The 25,633-nt window shown below is 44.7% G+C and carries 26 protein-coding genes; 13 read left to right on the top strand and 13 right to left on the bottom strand.

Translation table 11 applies throughout. The features are described 5' to 3' along the window. Position 1: 1 nt before the first annotated feature. Positions 2-610: a trimeric intracellular cation channel family protein gene (locus MUK70_RS16740; protein ID WP_234608087.1), complete on the top strand. Its 609-nt coding sequence runs from the start codon at positions 2-4 to the stop codon at positions 608-610. A gap of 367 nt (positions 611-977) precedes the next feature. Here MUK70_RS16740 and MUK70_RS16735 read toward each other — a convergent pair whose 3' ends face one another. Continuing rightward, positions 978-1,895: a DUF2911 domain-containing protein gene (locus MUK70_RS16735; protein WP_234653882.1), complete on the bottom strand. Its 918-nt coding sequence runs from the start codon at positions 1,893-1,895 to the stop codon at positions 978-980. A gap of 75 nt (positions 1,896-1,970) precedes the next feature. Between MUK70_RS16735 and MUK70_RS16730 the strand changes: the two genes are divergently transcribed. Beyond that, positions 1,971-2,507, top strand: coding sequence for an NUDIX hydrolase (locus tag MUK70_RS16730; protein ID WP_234653880.1), 537 nt, complete (start codon positions 1,971-1,973; stop codon positions 2,505-2,507). On the opposite strand, the gene MUK70_RS16725 is transcribed toward MUK70_RS16730, so the two are convergent. The 6 genes from MUK70_RS16725 to MUK70_RS16700 form a co-directional block, all read right to left on the bottom strand. Then, on the bottom strand, positions 2,497-3,477 hold the full coding sequence (locus MUK70_RS16725; protein WP_244784417.1) for a S8 family peptidase: 981 nt from the start codon (positions 3,475-3,477) through the stop codon (positions 2,497-2,499). The two genes, MUK70_RS16730 and MUK70_RS16725, sit on opposite strands and share 11 nt — an antisense overlap. Next, the gene (locus MUK70_RS16720) at positions 3,434-4,153 is read right to left on the bottom strand and encodes a hypothetical protein (protein ID WP_244784415.1); all 720 of its coding nucleotides are present in this window, start codon (positions 4,151-4,153) and stop codon (positions 3,434-3,436) included. The genes MUK70_RS16725 and MUK70_RS16720 overlap by 44 nt, the downstream gene beginning before the upstream one ends. A gap of 11 nt (positions 4,154-4,164) precedes the next feature. Further along, the gene (locus tag MUK70_RS16715; RefSeq protein WP_234653877.1) at positions 4,165-5,757 is read right to left on the bottom strand and encodes an FMN-binding glutamate synthase family protein; all 1,593 of its coding nucleotides are present in this window, start codon (positions 5,755-5,757) and stop codon (positions 4,165-4,167) included. Between the two features lie 28 nt (positions 5,758-5,785). Next, positions 5,786-7,021, bottom strand: coding sequence for a 3-phosphoshikimate 1-carboxyvinyltransferase (locus MUK70_RS16710; protein ID WP_234653875.1), 1,236 nt, complete (start codon positions 7,019-7,021; stop codon positions 5,786-5,788). 59 nt (positions 7,022-7,080) lie between these two features. Next, a complete protein-coding gene (locus tag MUK70_RS16705) occupies positions 7,081-7,695 on the bottom strand; it encodes a hypothetical protein (RefSeq protein ID WP_234653873.1) in 615 nt (204 codons plus the stop codon). 86 nt (positions 7,696-7,781) lie between these two features. Then, positions 7,782-8,405: a DUF502 domain-containing protein gene (locus MUK70_RS16700; protein ID WP_234653872.1), complete on the bottom strand. Its 624-nt coding sequence runs from the start codon at positions 8,403-8,405 to the stop codon at positions 7,782-7,784. A gap of 158 nt (positions 8,406-8,563) precedes the next feature. Here MUK70_RS16700 and MUK70_RS16695 point away from each other — a divergent pair, with 158 nt between their 5' ends. The 10 genes from MUK70_RS16695 (at position 8,564) to MUK70_RS16650 (ending at position 19,975) form a co-directional block, all read left to right on the top strand. Further along, on the top strand, positions 8,564-9,643 hold the full coding sequence (locus MUK70_RS16695) for an Ldh family oxidoreductase (RefSeq protein WP_234655377.1): 1,080 nt from the start codon (positions 8,564-8,566) through the stop codon (positions 9,641-9,643). 54 nt (positions 9,644-9,697) lie between these two features. After that, positions 9,698-10,735: an endolytic transglycosylase MltG gene (gene mltG, locus MUK70_RS16690; protein ID WP_234608095.1), complete on the top strand. Its 1,038-nt coding sequence runs from the start codon at positions 9,698-9,700 to the stop codon at positions 10,733-10,735. Next, complete coding sequence (locus MUK70_RS16685; RefSeq protein ID WP_234608096.1) at positions 10,735-11,148, top strand: acyl-CoA thioesterase; 414 nt, start codon at positions 10,735-10,737, stop codon at positions 11,146-11,148. The genes mltG and MUK70_RS16685 overlap by 1 nt, the downstream gene beginning before the upstream one ends. A 9-nt stretch (positions 11,149-11,157) precedes the next feature. Continuing rightward, a complete protein-coding gene (locus MUK70_RS16680; protein ID WP_234608097.1) occupies positions 11,158-12,081 on the top strand; it encodes a YihY/virulence factor BrkB family protein in 924 nt (307 codons plus the stop codon). Between the two features lie 120 nt (positions 12,082-12,201). After that, positions 12,202-13,194 (top strand): glycosyltransferase, encoded by a 993-nt coding sequence (locus MUK70_RS16675; protein ID WP_234653869.1) that lies wholly within the window; start codon positions 12,202-12,204, stop codon positions 13,192-13,194. A 30-nt stretch (positions 13,195-13,224) separates the two neighbouring features. Next, positions 13,225-13,851 carry an L-threonylcarbamoyladenylate synthase gene (locus tag MUK70_RS16670; RefSeq protein WP_234608099.1) on the top strand — a complete coding sequence of 209 codons (627 nt, stop codon included), beginning with the start codon at positions 13,225-13,227 and terminating at the stop codon, positions 13,849-13,851. 103 nt (positions 13,852-13,954) lie between these two features. Next, positions 13,955-14,614, top strand: coding sequence for a WbqC family protein (locus MUK70_RS16665; RefSeq protein ID WP_234653867.1), 660 nt, complete (start codon positions 13,955-13,957; stop codon positions 14,612-14,614). Positions 14,615-14,679: 65 nt separating this feature from the next. After that, the gene (locus MUK70_RS16660; protein WP_234608101.1) at positions 14,680-17,220 is read left to right on the top strand and encodes an ATP-dependent Clp protease ATP-binding subunit; all 2,541 of its coding nucleotides are present in this window, start codon (positions 14,680-14,682) and stop codon (positions 17,218-17,220) included. Positions 17,221-17,379: 159 nt separating this feature from the next. After that, on the top strand, positions 17,380-19,056 hold the full coding sequence (locus MUK70_RS16655; protein WP_234653865.1) for a carboxylesterase family protein: 1,677 nt from the start codon (positions 17,380-17,382) through the stop codon (positions 19,054-19,056). A 34-nt stretch (positions 19,057-19,090) separates the two neighbouring features. Beyond that, a complete protein-coding gene (locus MUK70_RS16650; RefSeq protein WP_234653863.1) occupies positions 19,091-19,975 on the top strand; it encodes a sugar phosphate isomerase/epimerase family protein in 885 nt (294 codons plus the stop codon). 70 nt (positions 19,976-20,045) lie between these two features. On the opposite strand, the gene atpH is transcribed toward MUK70_RS16650, so the two are convergent. The 6 genes from atpH to MUK70_RS16620 all read right to left on the bottom strand — a co-directional run bounded on the left by atpH (position 20,046) and on the right by MUK70_RS16620 (position 23,296). Next, positions 20,046-20,582, bottom strand: a complete 537-nt coding sequence (atpH, locus tag MUK70_RS16645; RefSeq protein ID WP_234653861.1) for an ATP synthase F1 subunit delta — start codon at positions 20,580-20,582, stop codon at positions 20,046-20,048. 23 nt (positions 20,583-20,605) lie between these two features. After that, positions 20,606-21,100, bottom strand: coding sequence for a F0F1 ATP synthase subunit B (gene atpF / locus MUK70_RS16640; protein WP_234608105.1), 495 nt, complete (start codon positions 21,098-21,100; stop codon positions 20,606-20,608). A 139-nt stretch (positions 21,101-21,239) separates the two neighbouring features. Continuing rightward, complete coding sequence (gene atpE, locus MUK70_RS16635; RefSeq protein ID WP_131957818.1) at positions 21,240-21,503, bottom strand: ATP synthase F0 subunit C; 264 nt, start codon at positions 21,501-21,503, stop codon at positions 21,240-21,242. A 44-nt stretch (positions 21,504-21,547) separates the two neighbouring features. Continuing rightward, positions 21,548-22,642 carry a F0F1 ATP synthase subunit A gene (gene atpB, locus MUK70_RS16630; protein WP_234653859.1) on the bottom strand — a complete coding sequence of 365 codons (1,095 nt, stop codon included), beginning with the start codon at positions 22,640-22,642 and terminating at the stop codon, positions 21,548-21,550. Between the two features lie 24 nt (positions 22,643-22,666). After that, positions 22,667-23,026 (bottom strand): hypothetical protein, encoded by a 360-nt coding sequence (locus tag MUK70_RS16625; RefSeq protein ID WP_234653857.1) that lies wholly within the window; start codon positions 23,024-23,026, stop codon positions 22,667-22,669. 21 nt (positions 23,027-23,047) lie between these two features. After that, positions 23,048-23,296 (bottom strand): AtpZ/AtpI family protein, encoded by a 249-nt coding sequence (locus MUK70_RS16620; RefSeq protein WP_234608108.1) that lies wholly within the window; start codon positions 23,294-23,296, stop codon positions 23,048-23,050. Positions 23,297-23,388: 92 nt separating this feature from the next. Here MUK70_RS16620 and porW point away from each other — a divergent pair, with 92 nt between their 5' ends. Beyond that, positions 23,389-25,632 carry a type IX secretion system periplasmic lipoprotein PorW/SprE gene (porW, locus tag MUK70_RS16615; RefSeq protein WP_234653855.1) on the top strand — a complete coding sequence of 748 codons (2,244 nt, stop codon included), beginning with the start codon at positions 23,389-23,391 and terminating at the stop codon, positions 25,630-25,632. The last annotated feature ends 1 nt before the right edge of the window (position 25,633 follow it).

Here is a 25,633-nt window from a genome sequence, read left to right as displayed (position 1 = left end):
GATGAGTATTCAATACATTTTAGAGATCATTGGCACATTTGCTTTTGCTATTTCCGGCGCGCTGGCTGTGAAGGATCAGAAGCATCAGGACTGGTTCGGGGCAAGTTTCACGGCATTCATTTCGTCTATCGGAGGCGGAACATTGCGCGATATTTTGCTGGATAGCTATCCGCTTGTCTGGATCAGCGATATTACCATCATTTATGCCATTATGGCGGGGATTCTGGTCACTTTTATTTTTTATAGATTCCTTTTAAAACTTCGCAAGACGCTTTTTCTGTTTGATACGTTTGGGATTGCATTATTTACCATTGTAGGGACGGAGAAAGCATTGCATTTAGGCGTCCGGCCTGAAATAGCCGTCATTATGGGCGTCTTCACAGCCACTATGGGCGGCGTAATCCGCGATATGATGACCAACGAAATCCCCATCATCTACCGGAAGGAAGTATATGCAACGGCTTGCCTGGCAGGCGCTTGCTGTTATTTGTTATTGGACGGCGTCGGAGCAGGGCGTAATGTGGCGTTTATTACCGCATCGCTGGTTATCATAGCCATTCGCATTTTAGCCGTTAAATACGGTTGGAGCGTCCCGCGTTTTTTTCGGTGATGCCGACTCGGGCGCGTCGTTAGGGATGTTGTTACATGCCTCCGGCATTTACATTTGAAATTCAATCCCCGTTTTTGCTACCAATATTACGTCGCTCTGCGACTTGCTTTGATACGGCTTTGACTTGCTACCATTAGTACGCCGCTCTGCGACTTTGCTTTTGAGATAAGTCATTTCCGCATTGCCAACACATATTGTTACTCCGCGACTTTGCGATACTGCTTGTAAATGCCGGAGGCATGCAATATCGGTAGCAACAAATATGCATGCGTAATCGTAAATCCCGGAGGGATGTAACAACCTCCACTATGCAAAAAAAAGGATGCGACGAAATCCGCCGCATCCAAATCATTTGAAATATTCTTGGTTAACTCTTCTTTTTCTTGCCTTTCACAGAAGAAGCAGCCTGCTTGGGAGCAGCGGAAACTTTCGCCTCGATTTGCTTGATTCCGTTTTCGATTTGTCCTTTAAAGAAACTCACGAACGCGGCGTCATTCGATGCGCCTCCTAATGTCAATGCTTTTTGCGCAACCGGCAATGCTTCTGCGTTCTTGCCTAGCTTGCTCAAAATCTGTGCTTTCAGCCACAAATTAGAATAAGATTCTTTCAAGCCAATTGCTTTGTCTGCCAGCGAAAGCGCTACTTGCAGGTCTTTGCCTTTGGATAATAGATAGGCAGCGGTGCTCTGCAATGCGGCAACGTCTTCTGGTTTTTCTGCAACAGCTTTGTTCAGTCCGGCCATTGTCAGTGACTCAGTGCTAACAGCAAGCGGCACAGGGACATTAACGGACGACCAAGCAATGTTCAGGTAACCCGTGCTGTCCGAAGCAGGCTCAATGCTGATCTTGAAGCTTTCGGTGAATTCAGCTGAGGTTGGAACGACCATTACTCTCGCAATATCTTCCGATTCCTTATAATCCTGCGTGCCGCCTTGGTTGAAATTTTTATTCAAAATTATCGTCCAGGCTGCGCCAGATGGGATAGAGAATAAAGCATATCTGCCGGCAGGCACTTTTTTCCCTCCAAATGAAAAGTCTGTTCCGGCTTCCAATGTGGTCGCCATGTTTGCGCCTGTTCGCCAGATTTGGTTGTATGGCGCCAGTTCGGAGCTGTCGGCAAATACTTTTCTTCCTTTGAGGGCTGGTCGCGAATATTTTACAGTGAAATCAGTAACGCCAATGCTTTGCATTACCGTGGCGGCAGGACTGGCTTGTGGCGTGCGCTGTCCGATGGCTGTGGTGGCCAATAATGCGGCAAGGGAAACCGATAATAAATACTTTTTCATTTCTTAATAAGGTGGTTTATTTCTTGAAGTATTAAACTTGTGGTGAAATTAGAATGAAAAAATCAGATAGCCTACATGAAGCGGAATAGTTTGCTTGCCCTCCTGAATGCCTATACGCCGGAAGATGGAATTGAAAAAGAGATGTATCAGGACACGATTGCATTTATAAAAGCGCATCCCGATTGCTTCGAACGTTCGCTGGAAATCGGGCACGTAACGGCTTCCGGGCTTGTGCTTTCTCCGGACGAGCAATCGGTGTTGCTCATGCATCATCAGAAACTGGGACGATGGTTGCAGCCGGGTGGACATTGCGATGGCGATCCTGATACAGAACAGGTTGCGCGCAAAGAAATTTGGGAAGAAACCGGGATTAAACATTTGGAATTACATAAGCCGGGCATCTTTGACGTTGACATTCACCTTATCCCGGAAAGAAAAGGGCTTCCCGCCCATAACCACTATGACATTCGGTATGCTTTTAAAGCCGCTCCCGGCCAGGAGATCGTTGTGAATGACGAATCGCTGGATGTGCAATGGAGTTCTTTAAATAATGTAGGGCAATTAAATGATTCAGAGTCGGTTGTCCGGATGATCCGGAAGGTTACTGCTTGATGAATTTCAAGGCTTTTTCATGGTTATCCACGCGGATTTTAACCAGGTAAAGTCCGGCTGAAAGCTGCGTCGCAGCAATCGGTTGCACATGGACTAATCTTGTTTCAAAAACGCTTAATCTTACTCCACTTAACCCGTAAACACTAAGCGTCGCTCTTTTACCGATCAGATGCGGAGGAACTGTAAGGCTTGCATTGTCCGGAACGGGATTAGGCGACAACACGATTTCTTTAAGCAAATCGCTTTCCGTTCCCAGCGGCGTGTATTGAGCCTGAATGATCTGCTCCGCTTTTGCAGCGCTTGGAACGCCATATCCTAGCAAATTGTCCGGCGCACTCGCCTGATGCCCCGATTTCTTGATGACATCAATCAGTTGCTGAGCCGAAAGATTAGGATAAGCCTGCCATAGAATTGTTGCAAAACCTGCTATTAATGGCGACGAAAACGACGTTCCGTTGCTGCTGGCAACATTGCCTGAGGTGTTGCCAATGATTGTTCCTAAACCTACGGCAGCAACGTCCGGCTTTTGCTGGCCCGCAGCATTTGGCCCCACAGAACTTAATGCGGTGTAGGTGCGCTCATAATTCGTCGCTCCGACTGTTAAGACAGAATCCACATCTGCGGGTGCGGTTACATAACGCCACACCTTATTTCCCTCATTGCCAGCCGAACAGACCACCAGTATGCCGGTACGCGTTGCATAACGTGCTGCGCGACTCACAATGGTGGTTTTTCCATCCATATCCTGATATGTGTAGTTGTATTCCGGCTTATCAAATTCCGCATCGAATTCGCTATAACCCAATGAGGAATTGATTACGTCCGCACCTACACTATCCGCGCGTTCGGCGGCCATAAGCCACGTGATTTCTTCATAAGGCGATTCAAGAAAGTCATTTTCTGTGCGGTAAAGCGCATAATTTGCCTCAAATGCTGCACCGATCATAGATCCCGGTTGATTGGCTGCCATAGTGGACATGACGTGCAAACCATGCGATCCATCGTTGAAAACATTGGTTTTCTCTGCCCATGAAATCATAAGTATCAACAATCTTTTTTGCATCACGAAGTGGCTTTAAAAACCCGACCTGATCTGCATTCAAAAAACCGTTATCCAGGATGGCGATCAGCATATTTTCTCCGTGAAAACCTTTGGTATGCAGTTGCGGAACGTCCATTAATGCGAGTTGCGCATTCATATTTCCGTAATTCAGGTCTTCCTCAGCTTCTAGTTTGGCTGCTAGGCGCTCAACGCCAGGAGATTTTCCATTAATGTTGGCAACAGGCAGATCGAATTCGATGCTTTTGTAAAATGGCAATTTTTTAATGTCGGCCAGTTGCGCAGCAGTGGCCTCCACCACAGCGCCATTGAACCAGCGGGATGTGAAAATGACGGAAGCACCAAGTTGCTTGATCGCGAAAACATAACCAGGATTGACAGGGAAATCGCGGGTTGTTATGGAAATGTTCTGCCGGGTTCTTCTTGCAATGGCGCGTGCAGAAAGGAATTCAGCGGGCTTATCCACTGAAAATGTTGAGTTGTTTTTGTCTTTGAACAGAACAAAATAACGTGGGTTACTTTGCGCAAAACAAAGGTTTAGACAAAAAAATGTGGCTGTGAGTGTGCTTAGTATAGTTCGGATCATGGTTGTCAAATTTAGACTGTCTTTTCACCAGGAATCTTTCTGCCCCCCAAATGCGGGCAGTCGAGCAGCGCACGAATGCCGGAGTAGGGAACAATGGTTTTTAAATAACCGTAATTGTCTGCCAATGTAATTGTTTTATTATGATCTCCCATGGAAATATCAATGTCATTCATTCCAAACTGACACGGATGTTCGTACCCGGTTGCGTGTGTAATTTCAATTATTTCCTTGGCTAGCGTGCTCATGTAACTGTTGAAGCGCTCGCTCTTTAATGTTGGATCAATGCCCGCTTCGAGCCATTTATTGTTGGTAGCGATGCCGGTAGGGCAGCGGTTGGTGTGACAAGTTTGCGCCTGAATGCAGCCAATCGACATCATGGCTTCGCGGGCAACATTAATGATGTCTGCGCCCATAGAGAAAGCCATCACGGCTTGCGCAGGAAGCCCCAGCTTGCCAGAAGCGATGAAAGTGATTTTATCCGTAAGATTTCTTTTTTGGAAAATTTTATAAACTGTGCTGAAAGCGAAAACCAAAGGTAACGAAACGTGATCCGCAAAAGAAGGCGGCGCTGCGCCTGTTCCTCCCTCACCGCCGTCGATGGTGATAAAATCGGGGCCTTTGCCCGTTTCAGCCATCAAATCAGCAAGTTCTTCCCACATATCTGTTTTGCCCACGGCAGACTTTATTCCAACGGGCAGGCCGGTTGCGGCAGCCATCGCTTCAATAAAATCGATCATTTCCTTCACATTGGAAAATGCGCTGTGATAGGGAGGGGATACCACATCTTTGCCTATCGGCACACCACGGATCTCTGCAATTTCCGCCGAGATCTTGCTGGCAGGCAATACGCCGCCTTTGCCCGGTTTTGCGCCTTGTGAAAGTTTGAGCTCGATCAATCGCACGAATGGATTAAGCTGTGTCATTTTCACAAGCTTCTCCATGACAAAATTGCCGTCATGATCACGGACACCAAAATAGGAAGTCCCCATATTGAAAACCACATCCGCTCCAAACTTGTGGTATGGTGATAATCCTCCTTCGCCGGTGTTGTGGTAATTACCAAATTGAAACGAACCTTTATTCAACGATTCAATGGCACGCGAAGACAGCGAACCAAAGCTCATTGCGCTCACATTCACGATGGAACGCGGACGATAAGGACGTTTCCGGTTATGAAACTCGCCGATTACCTTGGCAGATGGAATGGTATAATGATGCGGATCATTGCCATTTTTTACGTGATGGCTGTGCGTGGAATCCAGCTTAAAAGGTAGCATGGCCGGTTTTATGAGCACATATCCGGCTTCCTGCATGTTTTGGTCCGTGCCAAAACCCTGGTAATTGTTTTCCTTTTTAGAAGAGGCGTAAATCCATGACCGCTGCCGACGGTTAAATGGCAGTTCTTCGCGGTTGTTGGCAACGATATACTGGCGCAATTCAGGCCCGATCGTTTCCAGCATGTAACGGAAATGCCCTACTAGTGGAAAATTATGCTGGATCGTGTGTTTGCGCTGCAGAACGTCCCTGATCGCAATGATTACCGGAATCAGAATCAGGTAAACCCAGAAAGGGATAGCAGCAAATAACGACACAACATTTTCCATGAAAACAGGAATTAAATGATCGGAAAGGTCAGACCTCCTCCCAGGTTGTAACCACAGAAAGGTCTTTCCAATAACCAGGATAGGATTTTACAACAACACCGGGCTCTTCAATAATGATAGGAGCCACCATTCCCGCTGGCGCAAATGCCATAGCCATGCGGTGGTCATCATACGTGTGGATGGAAGGCGTTTCTTTTCGCTCAAAACCTGGAATCTGAGAAACTTCATAGAGATGGTCTTTTTCCACTTCTGTCAATTTTGCACCCAACTTTTGCAATTCCTGCTGCAAAGCAAAAACGCGGTCGGTTTCCTTTATTTTTAAGCTTTCAATGCCGGTTAGTGACAAACTGATGCCTTTTACTGCACAGCAAACGGCAACGGTTTGTGCAAGATCGGGGCAATCGGTGAAATCCCATCCTATGGATGCTGCCGGAGCAATTTTGGTCAAGAGAACGCCTCTGTCAGTAAAAACACTTTCCACGCCCAGATGACGCATAATGTCGACAATGGCGCTATCACCTTGTAATGAGTCTTTTTTCAATCCCAGCAATTCCACTTCCGCATCGTCCGCCAGTGCCACAATGCTATACCAGTAACTCGCGCCTGACCAATCTGACTCGATGGCATAAGGGTGCGGCTGATATTTGAAAGGAGGGATTATAATGGTGTTTGTATGCCAATCCGCCTTGTATTCGATACCAAAATGAGCCATTTGATTCAGTGTCATTTCGATATAAGGCTTGGAACCGACTTCACCTTCCAGGTTAATTTTCAGGCCGCTGGGCAAACTGGGTGCAATCAGCAGCAAAGCTGAAATATACTGGCTGCTTACATCACCGCGCATAACGATCTCGTTTTGGCCGGAATAGGCAAAACCATTCAGTTTCAATGGTGGGTAACCTGTTTCTTTTTCATATTCAATGTCTGCACCCAAAACCCTTAATGCGTCCACCAGAATTCCAATCGGCCTTTCACACATGCGTGGCGTGCCCGTCATAATTTTGGTTTGATCAGTCACCGCGAAATAGGCTGTCAGAAAACGCATGGTTGTTCCCGCATCAATCACATCAGCGACCGTTTCGTTGGAATTGAGCAGCCTGAGCATGGTTTGTGAATCGCGGGCTTCGGAGATATTGGAAAGCTCACATTCAAAACCGGTCAGGGCGTTGATGATCAAAGCACGGTTGCATTCACTTTTGGATGCCGCAAGTCGTATTTCTGCGCGTATGGATTTTTGGGGTGGGTGGACTAGAATGGATTTCACTGTAAAGAATCAGATTAGGGACAAATCAAAGGCGCTGCCTTCGAGGAATTCGGTATGTATTAATAGGTTTCCAGGACTTTCAGTTTATTCCTGCTGTTTATTTTTAGCGAAGAGAAGGTTAGTTTGTAACAAACAAAACCTGCTGCAATGAATGCGCCGCCTACGACAAGCGAAGAAGCGTCGGTTGTGAATCTCTTGTCATCAACTCCTTTGTTAAAAAAATCGGCACCCACATAAATCAGGCCGGCGAGCGGCAGTAACGGTGCTAATTGCGAAATGAAAGGAATTCGACGGGACACTTTCATCAGGCGGATATCTTTCAAAAGAATTTCCTGATAATCCATTCTCCCAACTGCTTCATTGATAATAGCAATGCTGAAAGATGAATCGCTGACGCTGGCAATGGTTTCGTTGAAACGGATGGTTTCGTTATGCATCCGGAATTTAATGTTGTCGCCGGGAAAAAAGCGGTATCTGTGAAAGCCGCCGATCATGGGAGAAGCGTCCAGCACCAGGTATTTCTGTCCCGGCGTCGCAATTATCCGGCTTGTATTGCCTTGTTTGAGAAAAAGTTCTTCGCTCGAAAGTGCCTTTTTGGCATCATAATGGTCCTGCGACCACGCCTGAAGACTCCCTGTAACTAGCAAAATGACGATAACGAAAAGCTGTCTCATAGCAATAAAAGAATGTTTCAAATATAGGGAATCATTCTTTTAAACGGGCAAAAGTGTTGCATTGTTGCTCATATTTTAAGTGTAAATTAATCTTCCTCAGCGGTTTCTTCCCGCGGAACTTTGACAGAAACACCGCCCGAAACAAGCATTTTCATCACGTCCGTTGAACTCGCATTCAGCACCACGACATGCTCGGATGGAACAATGAACAACTCTCCTGATAATGAGTAGGACAGGGGCATGTAAACGGCGACATGATCGGCAATGTTGAGGTGGCTGAGATCAGTTTGCGTAATAAAGCCAATCTTTTTGATCTGTGTTTCCTTGTACATCGTCACGAGCACGGGCTGATTGAATTTCTTTTTATCCCCTACAAAAGCCAGAATCAAGTCTTTAATGGAATAATAAATGAGGCTCACCAGCGGGATGCGCCGCATTATGCTTTCTGCGAATTTGACGAATGACTGCGGAACAATGGTCGAAAAGAAAAAGCCCAGCAAAATGATGAACAGAATGATCAGCACAATGCCCAGGCCGGGCAGATATACATATTGATTGTTGGAAATGGGAATGTCAATCGAAATAATGTTATCCAGATATTGTACGCCCGTCCAGATAATCAGCCCCGTCGCATACAAAGGCGCCACAAGGACAAGTCCGCGGATAAAATAGCGGATAATGCGTTTTAAAACAGAATTCTTACTTTCCATTGGGATTGTTTCCGTTAGTTGGCGGACGGAGCGGTCGAGGTGAACAGATTTCCATGAAATATTGGACGATGCGAATTGAATTAGGATATTTGCAGCGCCCTGCGTGCAAATCGGGGAATGCAGGTAAAATTAAAAAGAAGTTCACTCATTTGACGTATATGTATCAGGCCAGTTATTTAAAACATTTCACGGAGGAGGTTTTTCTTGCCATCGGATGCTCGCCGGAAGAGGCTAAACTCGCTTCAACGGTCCTGGTAAGTGCCGATCTGCGTGGTGTGGATTCTCATGGCATTGCCCGTTTGGCCGGTTATGTGCGTCTGTATGATCACGGAAGGCTGAACCCGAAACCGGAAGTGAAAGTGGTTTATGAAACACCAAGTACTGCCGTTGTGGATGGCGATAGGGGCTTGGGCCTCGTGGTAGCGCCGAAAGCGATGGAAATTGCGATGGAAAAGGCCGAAAAGGTTGGTTCCGGCTGGGTTTCTGTTCGTAATTCAAACCATTTTGGCATTGCCGGATATCATGCCATGCTGGCTTTGGAGAAGGATATGATTGGCTGGACTATGACCAATGCTGCACCATTGGTAACGCCTACATTTTCATTGGATAAATTATTGGGAACGAATCCGATAGCCGTTGCTGTGCCCGCGTTGACGGAACCTGCATTTGTAGCAGATTTTGCTTCAACCGCTGTTGCTTATGGTAAATTTGAAATATTGCAGCGCAAAGGTTTGCCTGCTCCGCTCGGTTGGGCGCAGGATGCTGAGGGAAATGCTACAACAGATTCCAACGCTGTAAAAAGTGGGGGAGGTTTGCTTCCGCTGGGCTCTGACCGGGAGCATGGAAGCCACAAAGGTTATGGGTTAGGGGCCATTGTAGACATATTTTCGGGTGTGCTTTCGGGCGCTAATTTTGGCCCGTGGGTTCCACCGTTCGCAACTGCCGGATTTATGACGGCGCAGCAAGGCGTAGGATTGGGAACCGGACATTTCCTGGGTGCCATGCGTGTGGACGGCTTCCGGCCAGCCGATGATTTTAAACAGGACATGGACAAATGGATCAAGGCCTTCCGCGGCGCGCGGGCTGTGGATGGTCAAAAAGTGCTTATTCCCGGTGATCCTGAACGCGAGAGTGAAGCAGATCGTAGCGTGAATGGCATTCATTTGCTCGAACCCGTCGTTTTGTCATTGGACGAGCTTGCAAAGCGATTTGGCATACCGTTTGAAATTAATTTATAAAACAAAAATCAAAAGCCGAAGGCCACCTGCCGAAAGCTGATAGCCGTATAACTTATGTCGCGTAATTTCAAAGTAGGGTTGTTTGTAACAATAGCAATTCTTACCACCACATTTACATTTTATTTTTGGCAGATATTCAAAACGCCGAATTTGCAAGTAGACAAGCAGTCGAGCTTTGCATTGCTGATTCCCGAAAAGGCTACATATAAGACTGTTTTGGACTCATTGAATAAGCATGATGTGATCAATGACCATATTTCGTTTCAGTTTTTGGCCAAACTTTTAAATTATCCGGACAAGGTTAAGCCGGGAAGATATGTGATCAAGCCTGGTTCCAATAACTACGAGGTTGTTAAGAAGCTTGCCGCCGGAAATCAGGACGCGGTGAAGCTGACATTCAACAACATCAGGCTGAAAGAAGACCTGATTACCAGGATTGGTAGTCGTTTTGAGTTTGGGGAAGAGAATTTTAGAAAGGCTCTGAATGATCCGGCGGTTTGTAATAAATACGGACTGGATACGCTGACAATCGTTTCCATGTTTTTGCCAAACACTTACGAAGTTTACTGGACAACCGGCACGGAAAAATTCCTCGACCGGATGCACAGCGAGTATAAGAAATACTGGACAGACGAGAGGGTCGCAAAAGCAAAAGCGATTGGCTTGACACCCGTGCAAGTTTCTATTCTGGCATCCATTGTGGAAGAGGAGCAGGCGCGCAAAGTGGATGAAAGAGCCAAAGTGGCAGGACTTTACATCAACCGCCTGAACGCGCAGATGCCCTTGCAAGCCGACCCGACTATTAAATTCGCTTTGCAGGATTTTGCTATCAAGCGCATTTTGAACGGTCAGCTTTTGATAAAATCCCCTTATAATACATATGCAAACGTAGGTTTACCTCCCGGCCCGATCCGCGTTGCAGACCTCAATTCACTGAATGCTGTGCTTAATTATGACAAGCACGATTACGTATATATGTGCGCCAAGGCGGACCTCTCGGGTTACCATGCATTTGCGACCAATTATGCGGATCACCTGAACAATGCGCGCATGTATCAGGCCGAATTGAACCGACTCAAAATCATGAAATAATGTTTGTTCACGAAGTTAAGGGCGTACGGGTCCGTTATGCGGACACGGATCAGATGGGATATGTGTATTATGGAAATTATGCGCGTTATTACGAGATTGGGAGGGTTGAGGCGCTGAGAAGCCTGGATTTTCATTACAAAGTGATGGAAGACGAGGGCGTAATGATGCCTGTTTATGAAAACCGCTCACGTTACATTAAGCCAGCCCGATATGATGATGAACTGAGCATCAGGGTGACTTTACAGGAAATGCCTGGCATAAGAGTTGTTTTTCACTATGAGATCCGTAATCAACTCGATGTGCTGCTTAATACAGGCGAAACGACTTTGGTTTTTCAGCGGCGTGACAATGGAAAGCTGTGCATGGCTCCCGAAAAGCTGTTGAACAAGCTGAAACCTTATTTTGAAGTTTAATCGTTGCCTATGCTTGAGAAACTGTTAAAAAACCGGCATGTCAAGCGGCTTATTGTCTGGTTGCAGGACACCGTATTTCTGGGCGGGACAGTTTCTTTGTATGACATTCTTGTAAATCTGGTCAGGAGCAACCGCAAGTATGACATTGACCAGCGTGCTTCTGCCGTTGCTTACAGTCTTACCCTTGCATCTTTCCCGGCGGTAATCTTCCTTTTTACATTAATTCCCTACATTCCGATTGAGCATCTGGACCAGCAGATTATGGAGTTGCTGCGGGAAAATGTTCCCAGTGGCATTTATGAGGATGCGGATCAGACTATTATGGACATTATCAGCAGGCCAAGAAAAGGTGTGCTTTCATTCGGTTTTATCTTTGCCATGATCGCGTCAACGAATGGAATGATGTCCTTAATGCGCTCTTTTGACATGGTTTATGATGACAATGATACACGCGGCTTCTTAAAATTAAGAGCTATTGCCACATTGTTGACATTGCTGCTGATCGTAGTGCTGTTCCTTTCAGTGATTCTTTTGATCGTCGGTGACGCGGTTATGAATATTTTTAGCGACTGGAATATTTTGCAGGATGACTGGATGATTGTCATGCTGAATGTCACGCGTTATATGATCAGTTTCGGCTCCCTGATGTTTACAATTTCGATGATTTACCGGTTTGCCCCTTCGCATGGCAGGCAATTTAGTTTTATAAACGCAGGGGCGGTCATTGCTTCTGTGCTCATCCTTTTCGCGACTTACGGATTTTCGTTTTATCTGTCGCGTTTCAGCTCTTATAACAAGCTTTACGGCTCCATTGGAACCATGATCGCCCTCATGATCTGGCTTTATCTGCTGGCATTTGTGATCATCCTGGGGTTCGAAATCAATGCCAGCATCAACACCGCGGCCAGGGCCAAAGCCATCGCTAAACATTGACCTACCGCAAACTAACTACTTTTCTGACATCGCCCTAATGTTGCTAATTTTGTTGCTTATAGCTTCATTAAGAACTAAAAATACGGCTGTGGAGCCGGAATTGCGATACTGCGCGTTGAAATGAAAGAAAAGGAAAAACCATTGGTGACTGTTATCCTGACAGCTTATAATCAGGAAAAATATGTTGGCGAAACACTTGAATCGGTATTTGACCAAACTTACAAAAACCTCGAACTGATTGTCATTGACAATGCCAGCCAAGACGATACATTACTGGTCATAGAGGCCTCCAAAAGTGCATCCCGGAATTTTTTATTTATCAAAAACAGAAGAAATTTCGGCTTATGCGCGGCCTTTAATCATGGCCTATCGAGGGCGAAAGGGAAATATGTGATTGATCTTGCCGGGGATGATCTGCTAATGCCCGACCGCATAGAAAAGCAGGTTGAAGCATTTGAAATGCTCGCGGATGATTTTGCAGTTGTTTTTTCCAATGCCAGATACATTGATCCGGCAGGAAAAGAGCTTGAAAATCATTACGCAGTGAATGCGAATGGCAGCGCGATCAGGCAAGTCCCATCGGGTGATGTTTACAAAAATGTGCTTGAAAGATACTTCATATGCACGCCTACCATGATGATGCGTACCAGTACGATGCTCGAACTGGGAGGCTATGACGAAACGCTCACCTTCGAGGATTTCGACTTCTGGGTTCGTTCCGCGGCACAGTACAAATATTTTTATCTGGACGAAATCCTTACCAAAAAGCGCATTGTTCCTTCGTCGCTTTCATCCATGGTTTACAAAAAAGGGAGCGGCATGCTGGCATCCTATTACGCAGTTTGCAACAAAGCATACGACCTGAACCGGGACCAGCAAGAATTTGATCTTTTGGCTGCACGAATCCGTACATTTATCAGAAAATGCTGGTATGCGCAAGAATTTGAGCTGGCAGTTCGTTTTCGGGTTTTACTGAACTACATTGAAAATCCGGGATGGCAAACCGAGCTCATTGTTTTCATGTGCAGACTTCATCTTCCTGTCAATTTTGCCTATCGTTTTTATATCAAAAACTTAAAAAAAGCGCTTAGTCAGGAAGGTTTTAGCTTTTAGGATTGTTATTTCAAAAAGTTGCTATTACCTATGCCTGCTGAATTTATTAAAATTTATCCCCAAAATCCTGACGAAAGAAGAATCCGTCAGGTCGTTGATGTGCTTCGGAATGGCGGTCTGGTTATTTATCCTACCGACACCGTTTATGGACTCGGATGCGACATTTACAATTCCAGAGCAGTTGAAAAAATCGCCCGCATTAAAGGGATTAAGCCTCAGAAAAATGACTTTTCCTTCATTTGTTACGATCTGAGTCACATAGCAGATTTCGCCCGGGTTGATAATTCCGCTTTTAAGATCATGAAAAGGGTTTTGCCCGGACCTTACACCTTTATCCTGGAAGCCACAACAGCGGTTCCCAAACTTTTGAATACCAACAAGAAAACCGTAGGAATCCGCGTCCCTGATAATAACATTGCCCGACTGATCGTAAAAGAGCTTGGAAATCCGATCGTAACAACTTCTATCAAAGACGATGACGAGATCATCGAGTATTCCACTGATCCTGAGCTGATTTACGAAAAATTCCAGCATCAGGTGGACATCGTAATTGACGGCGGTTATGGCGGGAACATTGCTTCGACGATCGTGAAAGCTGACAGCGATGGATTCGAAATAATCCGGGAAGGACTCGGCGATATTAGTGTCTTTTCATAAGGCGAAATTGTAATGTTTTAAGTTCGTTTGGTACAATGCTGCCTGTGTAAAATATTTATTATAAATTTTTTGATAATATCATAAGGCTTTACCATATTTGATAGTGTCAGAAATTTTGAGTAACCGTAACGAGATTACGGGAATACGGATCGAATTACAGTATTTGCCTTGTTTAGCGTATTTTACCTGTTTATTAAAGTACGATCGTATTTATATCGACATTGAGGAACGGTATGTGAAGCAGACTCATCGAAACAGATGCAGTGTGCTAACTGCGAATAAAATAGATCAGCTTACAGTTCCGGTTCAGAAGTACGAGATAGCCACCCCCACAAAAGATATTAAGATTGATTACGGCCAGGATTGGATCCGTCGTCATTTAGGCTGTTTGCAATCAGCTTACGGAAAATCCCCGTTTTATGAGTTTTATGCCCCGGAGCTTTTGCAGATATACGATAAAAAATTAGCATATCTCGTTGATTTGAATTATGAATTATTGACAATTTGTCTTAGATTGGTAGGAGTTAAAAAGGATGTTCAGTACAATTTGTCAGGTGCGGATATTGAGAAAAGTGAGGCATTTAATGCTATTTCCCTCATTAACAACAAGAAAAGCACATTTACACCCCAATGTTACAAGCCGGAGCCTTACTACCAGACATTTGGGAATGATTTTGTAAGCAACTTAAGTATTATTGATTTACTATTTAATATGGGGCCCGAAGCAAGGAGTGTTTTGTTAAGATCCTGTAAGTTCCAGTAAAGCTATTTTGAACAAACGAGGATCAAGTAGCGTTTAGAATATTAAACACTTTTTATTGCTGCATAATGGAAGCAAAATTTTCGAATAGAGTGAAAGAGGTAATCACGATGAGCCGGGAAGAAGCGCTTCGCCTCGGTCATGATTACATTGGAGCAGAGCATTTGTTGCTGGGAATGATTCGTGAAGGAGACGGAGTGGCGATTGGCTTGTTAAAGAAGCTTGGCGTTTCTCTGGATGATGTCCGACAGACCATTGAGCAGGCAACAAAGGGCGCAGCGACCAATAACGTTAAGAATTTACAAAATATACCCCTGACAAGACAGTCGGAGAAAGTTTTAAAAATTACTTATCTGGAAGCCAAAATTTTTAAGAGTAATTTGATCGGAACGGAACATTTGCTGCTTTCGATCTTGCGTGATGAGGACAATGTGGGCACCCAGATTCTTCATAAATTTAATGTTAACTACGAAGTCATCAAAGAAATGTTAGAATATCAATCATCAGGATCCAAGCCGCACATGGGGCCGGAGACCGAAGACGGAGATGATGAGGCAAGAGGTGGTATGTTTGGGGGAGGAAGCGGCTCCGCATCTGGTAAAGAATCAAAAGGAGCTGAAAAATCACGGACTCCGGTTTTGGATAACTTTGGACGCGACCTGACCAAAATGGCCGAGGTTGGAAAATTGGATCCGATCGTTGGACGTGAAAAAGAGATCGAACGTGTTGCCCAGATCCTTAGCCGTCGTAAAAAGAATAACCCAATCCTGATTGGTGAGCCCGGTGTAGGTAAAACTGCGATCGCGGAAGGTCTTGCGCTGAGAATTGTTCAGAAAAAAGTTTCTCGTGTGCTTTTTGGCAAACGCGTTGTAACACTTGATCTTGCTTCTCTTGTTGCCGGAACGAAATACCGTGGGCAGTTTGAAGAAAGAATGAAAGCAGTTATGAATGAATTGGAAAAATCCCCGGATGTGATCCTGTTCATTGATGAGCTTCATACGATCGTAGGCGCAGGCGGCGCTTCCGGTTCACTGGATGCTTCAAACATGTTCAAACCAGCACTGTCGCGCGGAGAAATTCAATGTATCGGTGCGACGACACTAGATGAATATCGCCAGTATATTGAAAAAGATGGAGCATTAGCACGTCGTTTCCAAATGGTGATGGTGGATGCAACTTCAATTGAAGAAACCATTCAGATCCTTGAAAACATTAAGGATAAATATGAAGATCACCACCATGTGAATTACACGCCTGAGTCTATCAGCACAGCTGTTAAGCTTTCTGAAAGATACATTACAGACCGTTTCTTGCCAGATAAGGCGATTGACGTCTTGGATGAAGTGGGAGCGAGAGTTCACATAAGCAATATTACCGTTCCCGAAGACATTCTCGTTCTTGAAGAGCAGATTGAAAATATCAAGCAGGAAAAGAACAGGGTTGTTAAGAGCCAGAAATACGAAGAAGCTGCGCAATTGAGAGATCGTGAGAAGAAATTGATCGATCAGTTGGAGCGTGCCAAAGTGGCTTGGGAAGAAGAAACCAAACAAAAACGTTACACTGTAACCGAACATAATGTAGCCGAGGTGGTTGCAATGATGACAGGTATCCCTGTAACGAATGTTTCCATGGACGAAGGCAAGAAATTGCTGAACATGGCTGACGAATTGAAAGCGAAAGTAATTGGTCAGAACCCGCCGATTGAAAAGCTTGTGAAAGCGATTCAGCGCACCAGGGTAGGTTTGAAAGATCCTAAGAAACCAATTGGATCATTCATTTTCCTGGGACCAACCGGTGTAGGTAAAACCGAGCTCGCGAAAGTGCTTTCAACATATCTGTTTGACAAAGATGATTCTTTGGTGCGAATCGATATGAGCGAATACATGGAGAAATTCAGCGTATCGCGTTTGGTAGGAGCGCCTCCGGGATATGTGGGTTATGAAGAAGGGGGACAGTTGACCGAAAAAATCAGACGTAAGCCTTACAGTGTGGTCCTTTTGGATGAAATCGAAAAAGCGCATCCGGATGTTTTCAACATTCTTTTGCAAGTGCTTGACGACGGAATCCTGACAGACGGTCTGGGACGCAGAGTGGATTTCAGAAATACGATCATTATCATGACTTCGAACATTGGAGCGCGTGATTTGAAGGATTTCGGATCTGGAATCGGCTTCTCTACCAAAGCGAAAACGGAAAACCAGGATGACATTATGAAGGGCACCATTCAAAGTGCACTTCGGAAAGCATTCTCTCCGGAATTCCTGAACCGTTTGGATGATGTGATCGTGTTCAACTCACTGCAACGTGAAGATTTGCACAGAATTATCGACATTTCACTGGGTAAATTGTTCAACCGTGTGAAAGGTTTAGGTTACGAAATAGAATTGACAATTCCTGCGAAGGACTTCTTATCCGAAAAAGGTTACGATCCGCAATACGGAGCCCGTCCTTTAAACCGTGCGATCCAGAAATATCTTGAAGATCCCGTAGCAGAGGAAATATTGAAAGGCGATTTGCGCGAAGGAGATGTGCTTGTGGCCAATCACGAAGAGAACAGTGAACAACTTGTTATCAGTGTTCGTAAAAAAGAAGAAGAGCTGGCCAATTAATCGGCAGATCTTATAGTAACAATGCTTGAAGAGGCGGGTCATTTGATCCGCCTCTTTTTTTGTTAACATATATTGGCAAGAATGAAATGCACATTTTAGTAAATAGTCGTTATGATTTAGTTTATATTTAGCCCAAGAAAATTATCATATGAAATGGGAATGAAATTCTGGAATACAAAGGTTTTGATAGTTCTGATCTTGGTGCTCAGCTTTACTAATTTGTCAGCCCAGAAGCTCTCACCCGGCCCGCAAGTCCTCACATTTCATTCCGATGCTGACGACACCGAGCAGCCTTACGGACTATATCTTCCCAAGAATTTTGACGAGAATAAGAAATATCCGCTGGTGATCATGCTGCACGGCGCCGGCTCGAACCATCGGCTCGCATTGAAACGTGTTTTTGGTAAAACGAATGCCGAAGGTGAAACGGACGTGGAAGCAAGCAGATATTTTCAGCCGTGGGAAGATGTTGATTTTATTGTCGCTTCGCCTTATGCAAGAGGGACAGCAGGTTACCAAGGCATTCCCGAAGAAGACGTTTATGATGTCCTCGATGACGTGAAAAAGCGCTTTAAAATTGATGAAAATAGAACTTACCTCACCGGCCTGTCCATGGGTGGGGGAGGGACACTTTGGATCGGACTTACAAGGCCTGACATTTGGGCAGCGATTGCGCCGGTTTGCCCCGCACCGCCGGAAGGAACATTCGATCTTGCTTCTAACGCATTAAATTTCCCCATTCACTTTTTTCATGGCGATGCTGATCCGGTCGTTCCCGTTGCGGGCACGCGCAAATGGGTGCAGCATTTGCAGGATATTGGTGTTGAAGTGAGTTATAAAGAGTTTGTGGATGTGAAACACGACAGTTGGGTAAGCGCCTATGACAATGAATTTATCTTCGAATGGTTTGGGCACGCCGAACGCAATCCCTTTCCTAATCGCGTCAAATTTGTCAGCAAGCAATACAAATACAATAAGGCTTTCTGGGTTCAGTTTGATAAAATGAATCTGGGAACTTTGGCAGAGATTGACGCCAATCTGAACAAGCCGAATGCGGCGACGATCACTACGAAGAACCTTTCTGCGTTCACTGTTAACCTGAAAGGTCATCCTAAATTCAATGCTGCAACGAATGTAAGTTTTACTATTGATGGAAAAGCGCTTACAGCAAAATTGGACAGCTCGATTTCTTTTGTGAAAAATAACAATGTATGGGCAGTGGCAACGAGCCCCATTGCAATAGGCATAGTGAAGAAGAAAGGAGCCGAAGGGCCAATTTATGAGGCATTTTCAAGCCGTCACATCTATGTCTACGGCACTGCTGACAATCCTTCTCCCGAAGAGTTGAAGAAAAGGACCGATTTGGCCACTCAGGCTGCCGACTGGTCGCATTACAGAGGAGAATTCTTGGGCCGGATTATGTTTTTTCCAAGGGTTTTATCAGATAAGGAAGTGCGGGAGAGTGATATTGAGAGTAGCAACCTTATTCTGTTTGGAACAAAGGAAACGAATGCAATGATTGCAAAATATGCAGACAAGCTTCCCGTGCATTTGAGTCCTGCTGATAAAGCGCACGGGTTATTGTATGTATTTCCGATGGACAAACATTACGTGGCGGTAAGCTCTGGTCTGCCTTGGTGGAGTGGAGCGGAGGATAAGGGCTTCCCTTTTGTTTCCGTCATGCATCGCCGACTTCCGGAATTCAAGGATCTGTTTTTCTTTAAGGATTCGTCTACAAATTTGATTGTTAACGGCAATTTTTCGGATGATTGGCAAGTGACGGAAGATATGAAGGCGAAGCTTTCCGGCTCAGGAGCAATTACGATTACCAAATAAATATAACCAACCCCAATTTTTCTACATAAGACAGATGAATTACAACGAAAAGATTTCACGGAAATCATTCATGAAAGCGAGTGCTTTTATGCTGGCGGCTCCTATGCTTTCAAAATTCGATTTGACGGCTAAGGTATCCTCAAACATTGGTTTGCAGCTTTACACATTACGCACGGATCTAGCTAAGGATCTGGAAGGAACATTGAAAAAAGTAGCAGCAATTGGTTACAAGGAGGTTGAGCTTTTTGGATATAATGACGGCAAATTCTTTGGCAAAACGCCTAAGGAATTCAAGGCTATATTAGATGGCTTAGGTCTTAATCCGGTGAGCGGACATTATGGCGCCGGCGTTCAAATGAAAGATCAGAAAGGCACACTTTCAAACGACTGGCAGCGTGCAGTAGACGACGCAGCGGCAATTGGACAGAAATATGTGAACTGTGCCTATTTGACAGATGGAGAAAGAAAGTCGATTGAAGATTACAAGAAATATGTTGATCTGTTCAATAAGTCAGGGGAAGTGGCAAAGAAGGCAGGTTTGCAATTTGGTTATCACAACCATGATTTTGAGTTCAAGAAAATGGACGGACAGCTTCCTTATGATATCATCGCAAGTACGGATCCAAACCTTGTGAAGTTGGAGCTGGATTTGTATTGGATTGTAAAAGCTGGTCTGGATCCTGTTGATTTGTTCAAGAAATATCCGGGCCGTTTCCCGTTATGGCATGTGAAGGATATGGATAAGGGTGATCAGTCATTTGCCGAAGTTGGGACGGGTTCGATTGACTTCAAGAAGATCTTTGATGCGCGTAAAATTGCAGGTCTGGAACATTTTTTCGTAGAGCAGGATGTTGCAAAACGCCCGGCTTTGGAAGCGATTGACATTAGCTTTAAGAATGTTTCAAAAATGAATGTTTAGCATTACTTGGACATAAAAAAAGACCTGGCCGCATAGCAGCCGGGTCTTCCAAATTATGCAGATAAAAATATCAGTTTACAAACTGTAATTTCAGCTCGTTAAGACGGCTTCTCAATGATGCGTCAATCTGACGGTCATCAATTGTCAGCACGTAGCCACCTATAAGATTCGGGTCGATTTTTTCCGCCAATTGCACTGTACGGCCTGTTGAGGCAGTAACAATATCTGTAAACTGCTTGCGAAGTTCGTCAGTCAATGGTGTTGTAGTCGCCACCGTTGCTCTTTGTATGCCTTGGAATAAATTATAGGCTTTTACAAATTCATTTGCTATTTCATCGAGAATTGCTTCTCTGTTTTTCTTCGTAATAATGGTAAAGATAGCGTACGAAACCGCATTGACACGCGTTTCAAAAAGCGCTTTCAAAATGTTCAATTTCTTTTCGTGACGCACTACAGGGCTTTTCAATGCAAGCATTAAGCCCCTGTTTTTATCAGCCGTATCCTTAAATAAAAGCATGTCCTGATAAACCGCTTCCAGAACGTTCTGTTCTTTGGCTAGCTCGATCAGCGATTTTGCGTATCTGGAAGCAACTATACTTACTGACATCGTAAATTAATTTTGTATACTTTTTAGTTAAGGCGTGCAGACGAAGCAAGTTCTGCAATCAGTTGTTCCTGCGCTTCTTTATCTTTCAATTCGCGGTGCAAAACTTTCTCAGCGATTTCCAGTGAAAGTACAGCAACCTCTTTTCTGATCTTGGTAACAGCAACTTGTTGCTCGTTACGAATCGCTTCACGTGCGCTTTCGATCATTTTTTGAGCTTCAACAGCTGCCTTGTCTTTTGATTCAAGGATGGTGCGGTCAGCTGCGTCTTTGGCATCGCGAAGGATTTGATCACGCACTGCATTTGCTTCTGCGATCAGCTTTTCGTTGTCCGATTTCAATTGAATCATTTCAGCTCTTGTTCTTTCAGCAAGATCAAGTGCGCCCTGGATTTCGTTTTCACGGTCTTTAAGTCCTTTAATGATTGGTTTCCAGGCAAATTTGGCAAGGATGAAAACAACCAGTAAGAATACCACCAGCATCCAGAAAATTAGGCCTGGGTTTGGAGTAAGCAATGACATAGTATAATGAGTTTTGAGTGTAAGAACCGCTCTCTTTTATTTCTTAAAAATCGTGGAAGCCTAATGCTTCCACGAAAGTTTCATTTTTACTTCTGACGCCTAATGCAAAAGAAGTAAGGACCGGGGTCCAATGTTTTTACTAAAGCTTGAACGAAATCAGCAGACAGATAACCGCTGCGAAAAGCGCAACCGCCTCGATAAGAGCCGCGATGATAAGCATGGCAGTCTGGATAGCACCAGCAGCTTCTGGCTGACGAGCGATACCTTCAACAGCGCTTCCACCGATTTTACCGATACCAAGACCAGCACCGATAGCAGCAAGACCAGCACCAATAGCAGCACCGAAAACAGCAAGACCAGCACCACTTTGTTCCGTAGCTTGAAGCAAGATTTGAAGCAACATAATTGTGTTTGTTAAAATATATAATTAATAAAAAAGAGATTCAATCAATGTCCGTGATCTGCGTGGCTGTGCTCTTCAATCGCACTTCCAATGTACATGGACGACAAAAGTGTAAAGATAAATGCCTGGATAAACGCCACCATGATCTCAATAAAGTTCAGGAACAAGGCGAAAAGCGAGATAACCGGAGCGATTACAATGCTTTGGAAAATGAATATCAAACCAAAAAGACTTAGCAAGATGATGTGACCTGCTGTCATGTTAGCGAACAACCGGACCATCAGAGAGAAAGGCTTCATAAATACACCGACAATCTCAACCGGAATCATAATCAGCAACAATGGAACCGGAACGCCGTCTGGTTTTACAAGATGTTTGTAGTAATTACCATTTGCATTCAGGTGAACTACGATGAATGTCAGAACAGCAAGCGTCATCGTCACTGCAATGTTACCCGTTACGTTAGCCGATCCCGGAAGCAGCCCAAGAATATTGTTAACCAGGATAAAGAAGAACAATGTAAGCAGGTAAGGAAGGTATTTTTCGTATTTGGGGCCGACATTTGGCTTCACAACGTCATCGCGGATGAAAAGGATAATAACCTCCATGGCCGAATGGAAACCTTTCGGTGCCTTGCCCTTACTGTTTTTATAATAACCTGCAATGCTGGTAAAGATCAGGATCAGGATAACCGCGCTTAGAAGCATTGACGCCACGTTTTTGGTTATTGAGAAATCATAAACAACGCGAGATTCGTCAACCGGAACGATTGTCTCGGCATCACCGTGAACCAAATGATAACCGTTGTATTCGTGGTGCTCGTTGTGAAAGTTCGAAGATGAGAAAACTTCAATTCCGCGGTCAGCTGAATAAAGGATTACAGGGAGCGGAAGAACCATACCATGCGTAATTTCCCACTCATGCGAGTCGGCAATGTGGTGCATGATCATCTGGCCTATATTGAACTTCTCTTCCGACTCTTCAAGATTATGTTCAATTTTATGCTCGGCCTGATTAATGCCTTCAACCACCTTTTCAGCTTCATGCTGGGTAGGTTCGTCCGCCATCACAGGAACATTCAAAAGGCAGGTTGCCGCAACCAGGGCAGTAGTAAAAAACAGTCTCAAATGGGTGTACATAAAGGCTTGAAATGCTATGCTTTGTCAATTGCGGCGCAAGTTACGATACAAACCATATATTTCAAAGCATGTATAAAATAAATAGAGTGCAAAAAAGTTGGTAATAAATAAGAATGAATCACTTAACCCTTTGAACAAAAACAGCGCAATGAAAATCAGACTGAGAATGATCCTTCCGACGATGACTGCAATGTAAAAAGTGACAAATTTTTCACGATTGTTTCGAAACCCGATCTCCATAAGCCGATGTGCAAAAACTGACAGCCCAAAAAAGAAGATCAGAATGTACCATATATAAGGATGCAGAAAGCGGTCGAAGTGAAAATGCTGAGCAAGGAAAAATGCAATTCCGATGATGATAGTGGCAGCAACTGTCCGTAACATTAGAGGTGCGTTAAGTGCGATCTATTTTTTTGTGAAACCTTTGATCAACATATACAATGAACCCGCAATGGAAAGCAGCGAGAGCACTAATGTCCAGACCGGCACCTTATTTTGCTGCCATTCGTCCAGCTTGTAGCCGCCGTAAGTGAAGATCAAAATGGTCCCCAGCATTTGGGTTGCCATGCCGGAATATTTCAGGAAACCGGACGATTCTTTTTGCAATGCCCTTTTTCGCTCTTCCTTAGCCGCGTCATCATTGTTTGGTTCCATGTAATCGCCGGATAATATTGAGGCAAAATTGCTTCAAATTTTACAATTGCGCTTATCTTCGATACGTAATTATTTAAATTACCGTTTTAGTTTTGCTCATAAGAAGACAAAAAGACATCCCTAACTTCATATTTGTGACCAACCGTTTTGCCCTCTTTTTCTGCCGGACAGCACTCACATTAACCTTAGTTGGTTTTTTGGTGGCCTGTTCACAGTTCAGCACAAAACCTGCCGCCATCGGTTTTCACAACCTCTCTGCGCATTATAATGCTTATTTCATGGCAGAGCAAAGTCTTGCCGAGGCGGAGTTTCAGATGGGAAGGGCTTATAAAGAGAATTATAATGAATTGCTGCCCATCCTGCTTCCCATGGATTCCGTGCTTTCGCTGCCCGTGAAGCCGCAATTGCAGGACGCCATCAAAAAGGCGTCTATTGTTGCCGAAAAGCACCAAAACAGCAAGTGGGTGGACAATAGTTACATTGCGCTCGGAAAGTCAAGATTATATCTGGGCGAGTGGGCCGACGGCCTGGAGGCGTTGCGCTATGTGTATGCAAACGGACGGGACGAAAATGATAAGAACAATGCGCTAATCCTGCTCATGCGTGCCTATACTATAAGAAAGGACTATTCAAATGCGCTGGGCATTGCGGAATATTTGAGCCAGCAGCCGCTTAGTAAGGGCTTAACCCGCGATTTTTATCTTACCAAAGCTTACTTGCACCAGCAAAATGGTGAATTTCTGACATCGGTCGCAATCCTGGAAGAGACATTTCCGCTGCTTAAAAAATCAACTGGAACGGCCCGCATTCATTTTGCAGCAGCGCAGATGTACGATCGGCTAGGCCAGTATGCATTAGCAAACAAACATTATAAAAGTGTAAGCAAAAATCGCCCTGGCTATGATCTGGGGTTTTATTCGTCCATGAATTCGCTTCAGAATGAAGTCGTGCTTGATCCCAAAAAAGATCTGGATGACGTAGGTTTCGACAGAATGCTTCGCGACCGAAAGAATGAGGATCTGAACGATAAAATCTATTTTACAATGGGCTTGCTGGCTGAACACCGGAAGCAAATTCCAGAAGCCATAAGCTATTTGCAAAAGGCTGTTGCTGCTTCCAAAGGCACTAACATGGAGCAGAAGGCATACAGTTACCTGCAACTGGCCCGGATCAACTACGAATCCCTGGAGAAATTTGAATTATCAAAAGCATACTACGACAGCGCCCTGGCCATCCTGCCGCAGCAAGCACCGGAATACAAGTTGGTCTCAGAACGAAAAAAGGCGCTCGATGAGTTTGTCAACCATTATAGCATCGTAAATACGGAGGACAGTCTGCAAAAGCTTGCTCAAATGAACCCTGCGGCGCTGGACAATAAGATTGACGCGATTATTGAAGCACAGGAAACCGCTCGTAAAGAAGCAGAGGCCAAAGAAAGAAAAGCAATGCTTACGGCACAGAATACGAATGTTCAGAGTGTGCAAAATCCTTTGATCAATGGGGGAGAGCGCCGTTGGGAGCTTTATGATCCGGCTTTAATCAACCAGGGACGAACGGAATTTAAGCGCGCCTGGGGAAACAGACCGCTGGAAGATGACTGGCGCCGGAGCAGTCGGCAGACGCAGTCATTGGCGGGTAATGAACGCACTACACCTGATTCGCTCGCATCACAGGCAGCCGTTACAGCCGATAATAGTTTGAAAAAAGGAACACCCGAATGGGATGCATTGCATACTTCCCTGAAACAAAATATTCCGTTGACAGAGGGGCAAATGGCGGATTCACAAAAACGAAAAGAAGACGCCCTTTATAATTTGGGCAAAATTTACCGGTTCGATCTGCAAGAGTCACAACGGTCAATCAGCACATTTGAACGCGTTTTGGCAGAATACCCTAAAACTCAGTATAGAGAAGAGATATACTATCTGCTTTATCTCACATATGAAGCTGAGAACGAGAAGAATACCTGGAAAAACAAATTGTACACTGAATATCCAACTTCGACATACGCACGGCTTGTCGGTAAATCGTCCGACAGCAATGTGGCTGGTTCCGGGAATCCGGTAAAAGAATATGAGGCTGCCTATGCACTTTATTCAAAAGGTGATTATGCCAAAGCCCTCGAAGACATTGAACAAAACCTTCCCGCATATAAAGGCCACGCTATGGAAGATAAGTTTGCACTTTTGCGCGTGTTTTTAATCGGTAAAGTGCGTGGTAAAGATGCTTATACACAAGCCATTGCCGAGTTTATGAGATTATATCCTTCCAGCATTTACCTTCCCAGACTTAAAGAGATGCAGGAGCTGAATTCCCTTTCCATGGGAAAGAGATAAT

The sequence above is a fragment of the Dyadobacter chenwenxiniae genome (genome assembly GCF_022869785.1).
GTDB lineage: Bacteria > Bacteroidota > Bacteroidia > Cytophagales > Spirosomataceae > Dyadobacter > Dyadobacter chenwenxiniae.
Note: the sequence above shows the minus strand (reverse complement) of the source record. Positions and strands in the feature narration are given on the sequence as shown.

Excerpts from the sequence above, each read along its gene's own strand:
- MUK70_RS16740 (WP_234608087.1), top strand. The coding sequence starts at position 2 with ATGAGTATTCAATACATTTTAGAGATCATTGGCACATTTGCTTTTGCT.
- MUK70_RS16735 (WP_234653882.1), bottom strand. The coding sequence starts at position 1,895 with ATGAAAAAGTATTTATTATCGGTTTCCCTTGCCGCATTATTGGCCACC.
- MUK70_RS16730 (WP_234653880.1), top strand. The coding sequence starts at position 1,971 with ATGAAGCGGAATAGTTTGCTTGCCCTCCTGAATGCCTATACGCCGGAA.
- MUK70_RS16725 (WP_244784417.1), bottom strand. The coding sequence starts at position 3,477 with ATGGCAGCCAATCAACCGGGATCTATGATCGGTGCAGCATTTGAGGCA.
- MUK70_RS16720 (WP_244784415.1), bottom strand. The coding sequence starts at position 4,153 with ATGATCCGAACTATACTAAGCACACTCACAGCCACATTTTTTTGTCTA.
- MUK70_RS16715 (WP_234653877.1), bottom strand. The coding sequence starts at position 5,757 with ATGGAAAATGTTGTGTCGTTATTTGCTGCTATCCCTTTCTGGGTTTAC.
- MUK70_RS16705 (WP_234653873.1), bottom strand. The coding sequence starts at position 7,695 with ATGAGACAGCTTTTCGTTATCGTCATTTTGCTAGTTACAGGGAGTCTT.
- MUK70_RS16700 (WP_234653872.1), bottom strand. The coding sequence starts at position 8,405 with ATGGAAAGTAAGAATTCTGTTTTAAAACGCATTATCCGCTATTTTATC.
- MUK70_RS16695 (WP_234655377.1), top strand. The coding sequence starts at position 8,564 with ATGTATCAGGCCAGTTATTTAAAACATTTCACGGAGGAGGTTTTTCTT.
- mltG (WP_234608095.1), top strand. The coding sequence starts at position 9,698 with ATGTCGCGTAATTTCAAAGTAGGGTTGTTTGTAACAATAGCAATTCTT.
- MUK70_RS16685 (WP_234608096.1), top strand. The coding sequence starts at position 10,735 with ATGTTTGTTCACGAAGTTAAGGGCGTACGGGTCCGTTATGCGGACACG.
- MUK70_RS16680 (WP_234608097.1), top strand. The coding sequence starts at position 11,158 with ATGCTTGAGAAACTGTTAAAAAACCGGCATGTCAAGCGGCTTATTGTC.
- MUK70_RS16675 (WP_234653869.1), top strand. The coding sequence starts at position 12,202 with ATGAAAGAAAAGGAAAAACCATTGGTGACTGTTATCCTGACAGCTTAT.
- MUK70_RS16670 (WP_234608099.1), top strand. The coding sequence starts at position 13,225 with ATGCCTGCTGAATTTATTAAAATTTATCCCCAAAATCCTGACGAAAGA.
- MUK70_RS16660 (WP_234608101.1), top strand. The coding sequence starts at position 14,680 with ATGGAAGCAAAATTTTCGAATAGAGTGAAAGAGGTAATCACGATGAGC.
- MUK70_RS16655 (WP_234653865.1), top strand. The coding sequence starts at position 17,380 with ATGAAATTCTGGAATACAAAGGTTTTGATAGTTCTGATCTTGGTGCTC.
- MUK70_RS16650 (WP_234653863.1), top strand. The coding sequence starts at position 19,091 with ATGAATTACAACGAAAAGATTTCACGGAAATCATTCATGAAAGCGAGT.
- atpH (WP_234653861.1), bottom strand. The coding sequence starts at position 20,582 with ATGTCAGTAAGTATAGTTGCTTCCAGATACGCAAAATCGCTGATCGAG.
- atpF (WP_234608105.1), bottom strand. The coding sequence starts at position 21,100 with ATGTCATTGCTTACTCCAAACCCAGGCCTAATTTTCTGGATGCTGGTG.
- atpE (WP_131957818.1), bottom strand. The coding sequence starts at position 21,503 with ATGTTGCTTCAAATCTTGCTTCAAGCTACGGAACAAAGTGGTGCTGGT.
- atpB (WP_234653859.1), bottom strand. The coding sequence starts at position 22,642 with ATGTACACCCATTTGAGACTGTTTTTTACTACTGCCCTGGTTGCGGCA.
- MUK70_RS16625 (WP_234653857.1), bottom strand. The coding sequence starts at position 23,026 with ATGTTACGGACAGTTGCTGCCACTATCATCATCGGAATTGCATTTTTC.
- MUK70_RS16620 (WP_234608108.1), bottom strand. The coding sequence starts at position 23,296 with ATGGAACCAAACAATGATGACGCGGCTAAGGAAGAGCGAAAAAGGGCA.